The sequence below is a fragment of the Streptomyces sp. NPDC054796 genome (assembly GCF_053611545.1).
The window spans coordinates 1-12825 of record NZ_JBSHAO010000031.1; the positions used below are offsets into that span (position 1 = coordinate 1).

Here is a 12825-nt window from a genome sequence, read left to right on the forward strand (position 1 = left end):
GGCCGCACCCGGCCCGGCCCCGCGCCCGTCGGACAACCGTCAGGCCGGCCGGTACGTGACCGTCGGCGCCGCGTCCCCCGTCCGTCAGCCGTCGGAGCTGCCCGAGAGCCAGGGGCGGATCTGACGGCGGGCGTGGTGCAGGCGGGACTTCACGGTGCCGAGCGGGATGCCGAGCCGGTCGACGATCTCCGCGTACTCCATCTGGCACAGGTCCCGGTACACGAGCGGGGCCACCAGGTGGGGGCTGTCGCGGTCCAGCTTCTCCAGCGCCTCCAGGAAGTCCACGCGGGAACCGGCGATGACGCTGGTCGTGCGCGGGTCGGGGGCGCCGCTCTCGTACTCGGGGTGCGAGGCGAGGGGCTGCTCGGCCGAGCGCCGCTTCAGTTCGCGGTACTTCTGGCGCGCGCAGTTGGCGACGACGGTGTGCAGCCAGGTGCTGAAGCGGCTGCGCCCCTCGAAGCGGTGGATGTTGCGCGCGACCTGGAGCAGCACGTCCTGTGCTGCCTCCTCCGCGTCCTCGCGGAACAGGAGGAAACGGCCGCAGCGCCGTACGATCTCGGGGCGGATCGCCCGTAGGAGCTGATCAAGTGCTGCGGAGTCACCGGCGGCGGCACGCGTGGCGAGGGCCTCGGTGTCCTCACCACCGGCACCCTTTCGCGTACCGGTACCCGCACCGGGGGTGCCGGGTATGTCGGTCTTGTCGGGCCTGTCTGGCTCGTTCACGGCGTCTGCTGAGGCGGTGGACACATCAAGGCATCATAAGGGGCATGCCCGCACTTGATCAGATCGGCCGTTACCGAGTGGAGCGACGTCTCGGGGCGGGGGCCTTCGCCGTCGTATGGCTGGCACACGACGACAGACTCCAGGCGCCCGTCGCGATCAAGGTGATGGCCGAGAACTGGGCCTTCCGCATGGATATCCGAGAACGCTTCCTGGACGAGGCACGGCTGTTGCGCAAGGCGACGGCCGGTGGCGTGGTCCAGGTCTTCGACATCGGTGAGCTGAGCGACGAGCGCCCCTACTTCGTCATGGAGTACGCCGACCGCGGCACCGTGGAGGACCGCATGATGGCGGGCCCCCTCCCGGTCTCCGAGGCATTGGAGCTGATGGCGCAGGTGGCGCGCGGCGTCCAGGGGCTGCACGAGACGGGGATCGTGCACCGCGATCTGAAGCCGTCGAACGTGCTGCTGGCCGGCGGGGGCACCGCGGGCCGGGAACGCGTCCTGGTCTCCGACCTCGGCCTCGCCAAGAACCTCGCGCAGGCTTCGGGGCTGACGGTGGTGGCGGGTTCCGTCGGCTACATGGCTCCCGAGCAGGCGGAGCCGTACGAGGGCATCGACGGCCGCGCCGACGTCTACAGCCTGGGCGCTGTCCTGTACCACCTGATGACCGGGACGGTACCGGCCTCGCCCGACAAGGTCATGCCGCTGGACCAGTTGCGCGAGGGGCTGCCGCCCGGGGTGGTGCACGCCGTCTCCCGCGCCATGGAGCCCGACCGGAAGAACCGCTGGCCCACCGCTGCGGCGTTCGCCGAGGAGCTGGACGCGCTCGCGGAGCAGGTCGCCGCGGGTGCGGGGGAGTCGCAGTCCCCCGCGCCTCCCGCGTCGCCCGTGCCGACGGGGGAGCCGTCGTCGCTGTGGGGGTGGGGGTCCTCCATAGCGGAGCCGGAGTCGGCCCCGAAGTCCGCACCGCCCTCGCCGTCCCCCGTGCCGGAACCCTCCCCCGTGCCGGAACCCGCGCCCTCACCGGTTCCCGAGCCCGCGCCCTCACCGGCGCCTGAGCGCGCGCCCGAGCCCGCGCCGGAACCGGAGAAGGCGGTCGCCGAGCACCCGCCCGCAAGCCCGTCTCCGGCCCCGTCCCCGCCCGCTGCCCCCTCCCCTGCGCCGTCCGCTTCCCCGTCGCCCCAGTCGTCCCCGTCGTCGTTCTCGTCCTCCGCCGAGGTCCTCTCCTCGTCCGGCTCCGGCTCCGGCTCCGGCCCCGGTTCCGGCGTCAGCACCCGGCGCGGCCGGGCGCGCGGGAAGGCCGTCGTGGTCGGTGTCGTGGCGGCGGCGCTGGTGGCGGCGCTGGGCGTGGCCATCACACAGAACGACGGCAGCCCGGCCCCCGCCAGCACGGTCCAGGTGAGCGACTCCACGAAGCGGGTCAGTGTCGACGTCCCGGCCGAGTGGGCGGACGAGGCGGTGGATTCCGGCTGGAGTCCTTCCTCGCTCGGCCTGAGCACGAAGCACGCGCCCGGCCTGCTCGTCGCGGAGGACGTGAGCAGTTGGCCCGACCTCACGGCGGACATCAGCGGCGTCTTCATCGGCACCGGCGGGGTGCGGCAGGCCGAAGGCGCCAAGGCGAACGCGCTGACGGACAAGGTCGCGGGGATCAAGCACGGCGGCTGCTCGTACGGCGGCAGCCGCGCCTACAGCAGCTCGGCGTGGCGCGGCAGCGTCCGCTCCTGGTCCTCCTGCGACTCCCCCGGGCACTCGCTGCGGGAGATCGGGCTCACCTCGAAGAAGAAGGGCGTGCCGCAGGTATATGTGCAGATCCGCTGCGACGCGGACTGCGCCGAGCGCACGGACGCGGTGCTGCGGAGCCTGAAGGTGAGCGGTTCATGAACAACATGAACCGAGGTGAGCGGATCATGAACCCTTTCGCCGGAGCCCACGTGGCGTGTTTGTGTACGCCTGTGGGGGCAGGCGGGGGATACGGGGCGCGTGGCATGCCGCGAGCGGCGGGGCCCACCGTGTGAAGGAACGACCAGGAAGTGACGGCAGCACCATGACACAGCACCAGGACATACCGGCCGCCGGGCCGGTTACCGGCACCGCCGGCGGTCCGGTCACCGCGCGCCCGGGTGTGCGTGTCCGGCTCACCGTGGCTGCCGCTGTGGTCCTGGCGGCGACGGCAGTGCTGTCCGGCTGCGGCGACAAGGTCGCCGGTGCTTCCGGGCCCCACAAGGTGTCGGGTACGGCCGCGCCCGCCGGGGGCGACGCGTCGGACGGCGCGAGCAAGAGCCCCGACGGCAAGGCGTCCAAGAGCGGCAAACCCAGTTCGGGCCCGTCCTCCGCGAAGGGGGAGAAGGGCTCGGGCGGCGGCTCGGCCGGGGGAGGCGGCCAGACGTCCCCTTCCGAGTCCGAGGGCCAGGGCGGCGCGGTGGGCGGGGCCGTGAGCGGCGGCGGGGGCGAGGCGGGCGGCGCCTGCCTCGCGTCGGACCTGGACGCTTCGGTCGGCCCCAACCATCCGGGCGGGGGCCAGCAGAACTACGCGCTGATCCTCACCAACAACTCGGGCCGCACCTGCACCGTCCACGGCTACCCGGGAGTGGCGTTCGTCGACGGCGCGGGCAAGCAGGTCTCCGTCGATCCGACGCGCGCGCCGGGCCAGCCCTCCACCGTCGAGCTGAGCGCCGGGAACAGCGCCTGGGCGCCGCTCAGCTTCGCCAACGTCCAGATGACCGGCGTCGAGACGGTCACTCCCGCCACGGTCGTCATCACGCCCCCGGACCAGCAGGCGTCCCTGCCCACCCCCTGGAACGGCGACCCCGTCACCAACTCGAATGAGGGCTCGGTCCCGAAGGTGGGTCCCCTCACGGCGGGCACCGGCTCCTGATCCGGGCTGTCGAGGGCCGTTGCCGTCGAGGGCTCCGGGGGCTCCGAGGGCTCCGGGACTACGTCTCGCCGCGGTCGTCGCCGTCGTCGCCGTCGGCGCCCTGACCCAGCTCGTCCGGCACGACGACGATGCTGACGAGATGGCGGGTGCGGCCGTCGCCGGGGGTGCTCGTGGTGCGTGAGGTGACCGCCTTCTGGATCTCCTCGACCAGCGCCTCGTACTCCTCGCGGGTCAGCCACACCGCGCCCTGCCGGTACATCAGGCCGTCGGAGGCGGGCTCGATGCCGTCGCGGGAGAGATAGCGCTCGAAGTCCGACATCATCGCGCCCGAGAACGCGGTGAACGCCTGCCGGTGGTCGTCCGGCGTCATCGCCGTCCGCGCGTCCTCGTCGACGAGCGCCCGGTCCTGGCGCACCTGGTAGCTGCGCTCCACCGTCCCGCGCACCTTCTTCTCGCCCACCACCTCCAGCACGCCCGCCTTGGTGAGCGTGGCGATGTGCCGGTACATCGTCGCCGGCGGGACGTCGGGCAGACGGTCCCGCAACTGCGCGGTCGTCAGCGGCTCGGAGCCGACGAGCGTCTGGAGGATGCGCAGCCGGACGGGGTGGAGAAGAAGATTCGCGTTCGTCATGACGCTATGATCTCACGTCTGATAACGTTCTCACTGTTGAGATTGATGAGGGCGGGAAGCGAGAGGCGTAAGCGTGCGCAACATCGATATGACGGTCATCGCGGACGACGCGGTGCCCCTGGCGGGAACGCTGACCCTGCCCGCGGGTCCTGGCCCGCACCCGGCGGTCCTGCTGCTGCACGGATCGGGACCGATCGACCGCGAAGGCAACAGCGCCAAGCTCCGCCTTGACCTGGGCGCCCCGATGGCCGCCGCGCTGGCGGCGGAGGGGATCGCCGTACTGCGGTACGACCGGCGCGGCACCGGCGAGACCCCCGGCGACTGGCGTGCGGCCGGATTCACCGGCAACCGCGAGGACGCCGCCGCCGCGGTCCGCGCACTGGCCGCGCACGCCGACATCCGCGCCGACGCGATCGGCGTGGCCGGCCACAGCGAGGGCGCCCTGCACGCCATGGCCCTCGGCGCGCGTCCTGACGTCAGCGCCGTGGTGCTGCTGGCCGGGTTCGCCCGTACCGGCGAGGACGCCTTCCGCTGGCAGACCCGCTCGGTCACACGCGGCCTCCCCGCGCCCGTACGGCGGCTCGTGCGCGCGCTGATCGCCCGGCAGCTCGACCGGCTCAAGCACACGACCACGGACGTGACGCGCGTGGCGGGGCTGCTGCCCATGAACGCGCGCTGGATGCGGGAGATGCTGCGCCACGACACTCGCGCCGACCTCGCGGACGTGCGGGCGCCCGTGCTGGCCGTCACGGGGGAGAAGGACCTCCAGGTCGATCCCGCCGACCTGGACGAGATCCGCCGCCTGGTGCCCGGCGGGGCCGAGGTCCACCGGATGCCCGGCCTCACCCATCTGCTGCGCCGCGACGAGGGGACGCCCTCGGTGCGCTCCTACCGGCGGCTGCTGCGCGAGCCCGTCGACGCCGACGTGCTGGGGCTGGTCGCCGACTGGCTCGGGCGCCGGCTCGGCGAGACGCCCGGGGGGACGACGCGGGAAACGGAGCGCACGGCCTCCTCCTGAACGCGGGCGCTGCCGCCTCGGCCCGCCTTCCCCCTTCCTCCTCCCTTCCCCCTCCCTTCCCCCTCCGGCTCTGTGAACCCGGCCCGCCGCCCCAGGGGCGGTGTCGGCCCTGTCCTTGGCATGCCCATGCCCATGCCCTTACCCATGCCCACACCCATGCCCGCATCCACGCGAACCCCGTAAAGGACTGACGTCATGAGCGCGACCACCACTCCCACCCGTCGGCGCGGCGGCGGCCTCCCCCTCTTCCTGGCCGTCACCTTCCTCACGAGCTGGACCGCCTGGGCCCTCGCGATGGCGCTCGGCGGGACGGCGATGTCCGCGCCCGCCGTCGCGCCCTATCTGCTCGGCGCCTTCGGGCCGCTGTTCGGCGCGCTCGCGCTCCGTGTCCGACGGGCCCGACGCAAGGAACCCGCACCGGAGCACGCCGTCCGCACTCGCCCCAGGGCGCTGTTCTGGGCGCCGCTGATGCTGGTGCTCACCGTCGCGAGCGTCGTGGGAGGCGCGCTGCTGGCCCGTGCGCTGGGCGGCCCCGACGTGAACCTGTCGGCGGCCGACGGCCTGTTCAAGACGGCGGGCGGCGCCGCGCCGTTCTTCGTCAGCATCCTGGTCTCAGGGCCGCTGTCCGAGGAGGCGGGCTGGCGCGGCACGATGTACCCCCGGCTGCGCGCCTCGATGGGCCGCTTCCTGACCAGCCTGCTGGTCGGCGTCGTCTGGGCCATATGGCACCTGCCGCTGTTCCTCATCAACGGCACCGTCCAGCAGAAGCTGGGCCTCGACACCCTGGGCGGCCTGCTCTTCGCGGTCAGCACCATTCCGATGGCGCTGCTGACCGGTTACGCCTACGAGCGCGCCGGTGTCTTCGCCGCCGTAGCGGTGCACTTCGCGACCAACGGGAGCATGACGATGCTGGGCGTCGAGGCGCCCCTGGTGCAGGGCGCCATCATCGCGACCCAGACGCTGCTCGCGCTGCTCCTGCTGGCGACCCACCGCCGCCCGGCCCCCCACGCCTCCGCCGAACCCCGCCCCGCCACCGCCCCGGCACCACTGGTCACCCACCCCGGAGCCTGACCCCTCCCTCCTCTCCGCCCCCCGGGCCCCTGGCCGCACCGCTCGACACGGTGCGGCCGGGGCCCGTGCGGGTCGTGGTCACAGAATGGCCACTTCTCCCACTTACCCCTCACATGTCGCCTCTGTAGAGCACTACGGTCACGTCACGCGAAATGCACTGGGGGGACGAAATGACCGACCCGTACACCACGCCCATACCGCCGACACCGCCGACGCCGCGCCCGCCCGACACCCGGCCGCTCCACCAGCGCGCGCTCGTGTGGGCGGGGGGAGCGGCGCTGTTCCTCGTGGGGACGCTCTTCGGCGCCGTCGGGAGCGACGGATCGCAGCCCGCGGGGAACACCGCCAGGCCCGCGACGACCGTCACCGCGACCGCGACCACCACGGCCGAGCCCGAGCCCGGCCCGACCGTCACCGAGACCACCAAGGCCAAGGCGAAGCCGGGCCCCACGGTCACCGTCACCAAGACGGCCCCCGCCAAGGCCGCGGACTCCGGCTCCGGCAGCGGCAGTGACAGCGCCGACGAGGACAGCTCCGGCACATGCTCGATCGTCTCCAGCTCGGGTAACTGTTACTCAGCGGGCCAGTTCTGCCGCAACAGCGACCACGGCGCGACGACCACCACCGCGAGCGGCACGAGGATCAAATGCGCCTACAGCTCGAACGCGTGGCGCTGGACCCGTATTTGACGTAAGGCGACGGGCCGCACCCCGGCGAAAAAATCACCTCCAGGCGCCTGCGGCGGCGCTACGTTGGGCACCTCTGAACGGCGAGGTACGCACATGGAGGGGAGTGACGCGTGTGCCGGAGGGCGAGCAGGTTCAGGTGGTGCAGGCGAGTGAGGCCCATATTCCACAGATCGTCCGGCTCGCGGAGTCGCGGAGCTTAGGCAGCGCGGCGCGGGCTCACGAAGGCAGGGCGGTGGCGGACGGGTTCCTGGTGTCCGCGTACACCGAGGCCGACTACCGCTCCCGGCTGGCGACCGCCGAATGCTTCTACGTGGCGGTCAAGGGCACGAAGGTGCTCGCGTTCCTGCTCGCCTACAGCTCCGAGCGGGTCGGGCAGGACGAGTGGCTGAACCGGCGGATCAGGACGACGCTCGGCCGCTTTCTCGTCATCAAGCAGATCTGCGTGGCGAGGGACGCCGCACGCGGCGGCATCGCCTCGATGCTCTACTACCACGTACTGGAGCGGTGGGAGGAGAGCCCCGTGATCGCGGCGGTGGTCAACAGGCCGCCCAACCTGGCCTCCGCGAGGTTCCACCAGAAAATGGGGTTCCAGGAACTCACGCGGATGACCCCTCCCGACGGAATGCCCCGGGTGGTCTGGGTGTGGCGCAAGCCGAGAGAGGCCATGCTGCACGCCCAGTACGCGATCTCCGTCGACCTGTACAAGCACGAGGACAACACCAACTGGCAGAAGTTGAACAACTTCTTCTACATCACCGCCGGCCTCGCGGCCGCCACGGCCTTCGCGCTCGACAACGCGAGCTCGGGCGGGGAGTTCGGGAAGGCCATTGCCGTCATCATCGCGGTCATCGGAGTCGGGTCCTCCCTCGCCTTCGCCATCATGCTGGCCTTCGGGCGGAAATACCTGCTGGCGCGCAAGTCGGCGCTGACCGAGCTTGAGGAATTCATGGCCTGGCACGGTGGCCAGAGAATAGTGACCTGGCATTCGGGCGAGCCGGGGAACGCCTATCTGAAGGTGTCGCCGACCGGGGCCGTCATGGTGTGTCTCCCCGTCCTGGTGGGGCTGTGCTGGCTGGGCGTCCTCGTCATCCTGATCCGCGGCTGAGCGGCTGAGCGGCTGAGCGGCTGAGCGGCCGAGCGGCCGAGCGGCTGCGCCCGCACTCGCTCGCGGCACAGCGCCACCACAGCCGCCCCACCTGCGCAGTCATCGACATGTCAACGGGATGTGATCACCGCTGCCTAGCGTCAGACGCGTTGGTAGCCAGGCAGGTTCACAACCCAAGGGGGACATCACTCATGTCGAAGACGAGCAAGGTGGGGCGGTCCGTTCGTGCCGCGGCCGTCGCGGCGGTGCTGACCGCGGGCACCGCTGTCGCGTTCCCGTCCGCCGCGCAGGCGGCCGACGCGGGGCACTACTACATCCAGATCGGCGGTACAGGGCCCACGCAGGACAAGGACGGCTGCCCCACCACGACGACCACCTACGACACCGCGAACAACGCGCTCGGCCTCGGCTCCTCTGCGGTCAAGGTGTGCTACCCGGCCACCGCGGGCCCGATCATCGGCCCCACCGGCGCCCTCGTCGAGCCTTCCGGGCAGGTGCACCCCGAGGCGCTCACCGCGCCGACCTACGACGCCAGCGTGCGCGTCGGCGTCGAGCGGGGACTCCAGGCGGCGAAGGACACCCACGAGGCCCACCCCGACGCGCGGATCACGATCACCGGCTACTCCCAGGGCGCGCAGGCGGCGGACGAGGTGCTCCAGCAGATCGCGGGCGGCGACACCGGGATCCCGCTCTCGCAGGTCGACGGCGTCCTCTACGCCGACCCGATGCAGCCCGAGACCGGCCTCGGGGCGCACCTCCCCAGGGGACTGGGCATCCCCGGGGTGGCCACCTCCCCCGGCGCGGGGCCCGCGGAGTTCAACGGCATCCCGGTCAAGCGGTACTGCATCGTCGGCGACCCGGTGTGCGATCTGAGGTCCCCCGCGAACGCGCCCAACTACTTCACCCTGCACCCGAAGTACCCGGAGTCCGTCATCCCCAAGAACCTCACCCGGACCGGTGAGAGCGGCGTCCAGTGGCTGAACCAGAACGGGGACCCGGTGTAGGACGCCTGACGTAACGGGGGCAGGGGGCGCCCCCAGGGGGCACGGGGAAACAGGGGAGCGGGGGACACGGGGGAACAGGGGGAAACAGGGGGACGACGGCCCGGCCGGTCATGCTCCGGCCGGGCCCGGTCCGTCCCGCTCCGGCCGCGCCCGCCGGTCCCCCAAGTCGTCCAGCACCCGGGAGATCCTCGCCCGGTTGTCGTCGGCGTCGGGGAGCGCGGTGCCGCGTTCGAAGAAGTCGCGGGACCCGGACAGGTCCCCGGCCTCCGCTTCGTTCCAGACCAGCCGGTGCCGTATCGCGATCTCCGGCGCCGAGCCGGCCTCCTCGTCCAGCACCGTGCGCGCCCGGCGGCGGAGTTCGGCGGCGGCGCCCTGGTTGCCCAGGTCCGCCTCGGCCGTGGACAGCCGGTCGAGGACGGCGGAGTACAGGGGAAGGTCCCCGAGGCGTCTGGCCAGGTCCTCGGCCTTCCCGAGGGTGCCGACGGCCTCGGCGGGCCGGCCGAGGTCGAGTTGGAGCCCGCCGAGGCGCAGCAGCGTCTTGCCGTGGAGCCGGGGGCTGCCCGCCTTCTCGGCCAGGGCGATCGCCTTCAGATAGCGGTCGTACGCCTTGTCGTGCTCCCCGAGCTGATGGTGCATGTCACCTGCCCGCGTCATGATCGAGCCGGTGAGCCAGTCGTCATGCGTCAACCCGCCCGCGAGACGGAGGACTTCGGCGAAATGCTCCATGGACTCGGCGATCCGACCCTCCAGATTGGTGAAGGTGCCGAGACCGGCCGAGGCCCTGGCCTGTTCATGCTCGTCACCGGCCCGACGGCTGATGTCCAGCGCCTCCGTGAACCAGTCCCGCGCCTGCTCGTAACGGCCCTGCACCCCGTACAGGATGCCCAGTCCCGAGCGCAGCGCCGAGTCCATCCGACGGTCGGTGGCCCGGCCCAGCAGCGGCAGCAGCGACTCCAGCGTGGTGCGGCACTCGTGGAAGCGGCCCTGCCGGGTGAGGTAGTCGACGAGGCCCTCGGCGATCCAGCACGCCTCGTCCAGCCTGCCCGCTTCCACCGCCTGGCCGGTCACGTCGACGAGTTCACCGCCCGCCTCGTCCAGCCAGGCCGTCGCCTCCTCCCAGTCGGCGAAGGGGCCGTTGCCCTGCGGTCCTGTCGGGCAGGACGACGTGCCCCAGTCGCTCGCGCACCGCGCGGCGGCCACGTACAGCCGGAACACCCCTTCGCGGGCCGCCGCTGCCTCGTCGGGTGGCGACGCGGCGGCGACGCGACGGGCGTAGACCGCGACCAGGTCGTGCAGGCGGTAGCGCTCGGCGGTCACCCGCTGCACCAGGCTCGCGTCGGCCAGGCTCTCCAGCGCGCGCTCGGCCTCGGGAGGCGCCCAGCCGAGCAGCGCCGCCAGCGTCAGCCGGTCCAGCCGTACGGTCGGCGACAGGCCCAGGGCGCGGAACGCGCGCTGCTCGGCGGCCGGAAGCTGCGCGTAGGAGAGCCGGAACGCGGCTTCGACGCTGCGGTCCTCCACCGCCAGTTCGTCGAGGCGGCGCTCGTCGTCCGTCAGCCGCGCCACCAGGGACTCCACCGCCCACGACGGGCGGTCCTGTATCCGCGCCCCGACGATGCGCAGCGCGAGCGGGAGCCGTCCGCACAGCGTGGCGAGTTCGCGCACGGCCACCCGCGTCCGGTCGGCCCGATCGTCGCGGTCGCGGTCGCCGTCGCCCCCGTCACTCCCGTTCTCCTCGCGGCCGACGATGCGGGTCAGCAGCCCCGTCGCCTCGTCGATGCCGAGCGGGGACAGCGAGACCCTGCGGTCCGCGTCGAGGCCCGTCAGCCGGCGGCGGCTCGTCACCAGCACCAGCGAGCCGCGGCCGGCGGGGAGCAGGGGGCGCACCTGCTCGGCGCGCGCCGCGTCGTCGAGCACGAGGAGCAGCCGGAGGGAGGCGGTCGCTGCGCGCCACGACGCGGCCAGCTCGTCCAGGTCCTCGGAGTCCTCCCCCTCCCCCGCGCCCACGGAGCGCAGCAACCGGCGCAGTACGCGCTGCCGCCCCGCCGTCTCGCGGTCGGCGCGGTGCCCGTGCAGCTCCACGAACAGGCAGCCGTCGGGGTACCGGTCCCGCAGGGCGCTCGCCGCGCGCACCACCAGCGCTGTCTTCCCGACCCCGGCCATGCCGTCCACAGCGCGGACGGTGACCTCGCGTGCGTCGGCGGGCGCGACGAGAAGCTGGTGCTGCCGGTCCCTGCCCGTGAAGTTGCCCGTCTCGACGGGCAGTTCGAGCCGGGCCTGGTGCGTGCGGCGGGCGTGGTCGGGCCGCCGGGGTCCGGCAGGCGGGTCCGGTGGGGACGTCGCGCGCTGCGGAGCCCGCGCTTGCGGTACGGGGTCGCCGCTGCTGCGGTTGCCGCTTTTGCCGTTGGACCTGCTGGACCTGCCGGGCCTGTTGGGTCTGCCGGGCCTGTCGGGCCTGTCGGGCCCGCCGAGTAAGGAGGCGTCGTCGCCACGGAGAACCGCCGCGTGCACCCGCCGCAGTTCGGCGCCGGGCTCCACGCCTTGCTCGTCCACCAGCCGACGGCGCACGGCGGCGTAGACGTCCAGCGCGTCGGCCTGCCGGTTGGCGGCGTGGAGGGCACGCATGAGCAGGGTGGCCAGCGCCTCGTTGTAGGGGTGGGCCGTCGTCAGGGAGAACAGCTCCGCGACGGCCTCCGCGTGCCGTCCGGAACGGAGCTGGCAGTCCACCTTGTCCTGCACCGACAAGAGCCGCTGCTCCGCCAGCCGCAGCCGCTCCCCTTCCGCGAAGGGGCCGGGGATTCCGGCCAGTGGCTCGCCGTAGAACAGCCCCAGCGCGCGGGACCACGCGTCGACGGCGGCGTCCAGGTCCCCGGAGTCCCGCGCCGCACGCCCCTCGGCGGCGGCCTCCTCCCACCGCGCCACGTCCACCCGCGCGCTGCCCGGAGCGAAGCGGTAGCCGCCCCGAACGGTGCCGATCACGGACCGGGCCGTGCCCTCCCCGGCCGGGGCTTCCCCGTGGGCGTCCAGGCGTCGCCGTATCCGGTGCACATAGACGGGGATCACCCTGTTGCCCGTGCCGGGGGGCTCCGTGCCCCAGACCCCGTCGAGCAGTTGCTGCCGGCTGACGGTCCTGCCCGGCCGGAGCAGCAGGGCGACCAGGAGCGCCTGCTCACGCACCGGCCCCAGCTCCAGGTCCACGTCCCCGCGCCGGGCCTGGGGAGGCCCGAGCAGAGTGAAGCGAAGTTGCTGATTTGCTTCCGTGGACAAATCGCGCGGAATCGGCACTCAGCGAGCCTACCCACCCCTCAACCACCCTGCGGCGACCCCCACAAGACCTGCGCTCATCGCGTACGGCGACACCACACTGCCACTGCAAAACAACCAAACCCGGACCCGGCATGCTGGCGGCGTAGCCGCCTTCCCGACCACGCAACGGCCACGCGACCGGTAGCGCCCTCGCACAACAAACAACCCCCAGGTCTTCGACCTGGGGGTTCGTGGTGGAGCGGGCGACGGGAATCGAACCCGCGCTCTGAGCTTGGGAATCTCTTGCGCCTGCGGCTTGGCCTGGGGCCTGAACTGGGGTTTCTCTGCGTGCGGGGGTGATGCGTGGTGAGGTGGGTGGCCGGTGTTGACCTTGCTGTACCGGCCTGGCTGGCACGGGCGTGGCACGAGGGTTTGGGGGCGTCCGGGGCGGTGGTTAGCGGAGCGGG

The 12825-nt window shown here is 72.6% G+C and carries 10 protein-coding genes and 1 pseudogene; 7 read left to right on the forward strand and 4 right to left on the reverse strand.

Going from position 1 to position 12825, the window contains the following annotated elements; all coding sequences use genetic code 11:
- Window positions 1-84: 84 nt before the first annotated feature.
- Complete coding sequence (locus ACWGJ2_RS24200) at window positions 85-690, reverse strand: RNA polymerase sigma factor (protein WP_453348382.1); 606 nt, start codon at window positions 688-690, stop codon at window positions 85-87.
- 77 nt (window positions 691-767) lie between these two features.
- Between ACWGJ2_RS24200 and ACWGJ2_RS24205 the strand changes: the two genes are divergently transcribed.
- Together ACWGJ2_RS24205 and ACWGJ2_RS24210 are read left to right on the forward strand one after the other, a co-directional pair.
- A complete protein-coding gene (locus ACWGJ2_RS24205) occupies window positions 768-2603 on the forward strand; it encodes a serine/threonine-protein kinase (protein ID WP_453348291.1) in 1836 nt (611 codons plus the stop codon).
- Window positions 2604-2766: 163 nt separating this feature from the next.
- Entirely contained in the window at window positions 2767-3597 is an 831-nt protein-coding gene (locus tag ACWGJ2_RS24210) for a DUF4232 domain-containing protein (RefSeq protein WP_453348292.1), read from the forward strand.
- A 58-nt stretch (window positions 3598-3655) separates the two neighbouring features.
- On the opposite strand, the gene ACWGJ2_RS24215 is transcribed toward ACWGJ2_RS24210, so the two are convergent.
- Window positions 3656-4228: a helix-turn-helix domain-containing protein gene (locus ACWGJ2_RS24215; RefSeq protein ID WP_453348293.1), complete on the reverse strand. Its 573-nt coding sequence runs from the start codon at window positions 4226-4228 to the stop codon at window positions 3656-3658.
- Window positions 4229-4316: 88 nt separating this feature from the next.
- Between ACWGJ2_RS24215 and ACWGJ2_RS24220 the strand changes: the two genes are divergently transcribed.
- From ACWGJ2_RS24220 to ACWGJ2_RS24240, 5 genes are all read left to right on the forward strand, one after another.
- A complete protein-coding gene (locus ACWGJ2_RS24220) occupies window positions 4317-5246 on the forward strand; it encodes an alpha/beta hydrolase (RefSeq protein ID WP_453348383.1) in 930 nt (309 codons plus the stop codon).
- 195 nt (window positions 5247-5441) lie between these two features.
- Window positions 5442-6317: a CPBP family intramembrane glutamic endopeptidase gene (locus ACWGJ2_RS24225; protein WP_453348294.1), complete on the forward strand. Its 876-nt coding sequence runs from the start codon at window positions 5442-5444 to the stop codon at window positions 6315-6317.
- A 170-nt stretch (window positions 6318-6487) separates the two neighbouring features.
- Window positions 6488-7006: a hypothetical protein gene (locus tag ACWGJ2_RS24230; protein ID WP_453348295.1), complete on the forward strand. Its 519-nt coding sequence runs from the start codon at window positions 6488-6490 to the stop codon at window positions 7004-7006.
- Between the two features lie 103 nt (window positions 7007-7109).
- Entirely contained in the window at window positions 7110-8111 is a 1002-nt protein-coding gene (locus ACWGJ2_RS24235; protein WP_453348296.1) for a GNAT family N-acetyltransferase, read from the forward strand.
- 191 nt (window positions 8112-8302) lie between these two features.
- Complete coding sequence (locus tag ACWGJ2_RS24240; protein ID WP_453348297.1) at window positions 8303-9115, forward strand: cutinase family protein; 813 nt, start codon at window positions 8303-8305, stop codon at window positions 9113-9115.
- A 108-nt stretch (window positions 9116-9223) separates the two neighbouring features.
- Here the strand turns inward: ACWGJ2_RS24240 and ACWGJ2_RS24245 are convergent, their stop codons facing one another.
- Both ACWGJ2_RS24245 and ACWGJ2_RS24250 read right to left on the reverse strand, forming a co-directional pair.
- The gene (locus ACWGJ2_RS24245) at window positions 9224-11248 is read right to left on the reverse strand and encodes a tetratricopeptide repeat protein (protein WP_453348384.1); all 2025 of its coding nucleotides are present in this window, start codon (window positions 11246-11248) and stop codon (window positions 9224-9226) included.
- 369 nt (window positions 11249-11617) lie between these two features.
- Window positions 11618-12397 (reverse strand): annotated as a pseudogene (locus tag ACWGJ2_RS24250) (AfsR/SARP family transcriptional regulator); the annotation flags it as partial.
- Window positions 12398-12825: the final 428 nt, after the last annotated feature.

Coding starts and splice junctions, on each gene's coding strand:
- ACWGJ2_RS24205 (WP_453348291.1), top strand. CDS start 768: ATGCCCGCACTTGATCAGATCGGCCGTTACCGAGTGGAGCGACGTCTC.
- ACWGJ2_RS24210 (WP_453348292.1), top strand. CDS start 2,767: ATGACACAGCACCAGGACATACCGGCCGCCGGGCCGGTTACCGGCACC.
- ACWGJ2_RS24215 (WP_453348293.1), bottom strand. CDS start 4,228: ATGACGAACGCGAATCTTCTTCTCCACCCCGTCCGGCTGCGCATCCTC.
- ACWGJ2_RS24220 (WP_453348383.1), top strand. CDS start 4,317: ATGACGGTCATCGCGGACGACGCGGTGCCCCTGGCGGGAACGCTGACC.
- ACWGJ2_RS24225 (WP_453348294.1), top strand. CDS start 5,442: ATGAGCGCGACCACCACTCCCACCCGTCGGCGCGGCGGCGGCCTCCCC.
- ACWGJ2_RS24230 (WP_453348295.1), top strand. CDS start 6,488: ATGACCGACCCGTACACCACGCCCATACCGCCGACACCGCCGACGCCG.
- ACWGJ2_RS24240 (WP_453348297.1), top strand. CDS start 8,303: ATGTCGAAGACGAGCAAGGTGGGGCGGTCCGTTCGTGCCGCGGCCGTC.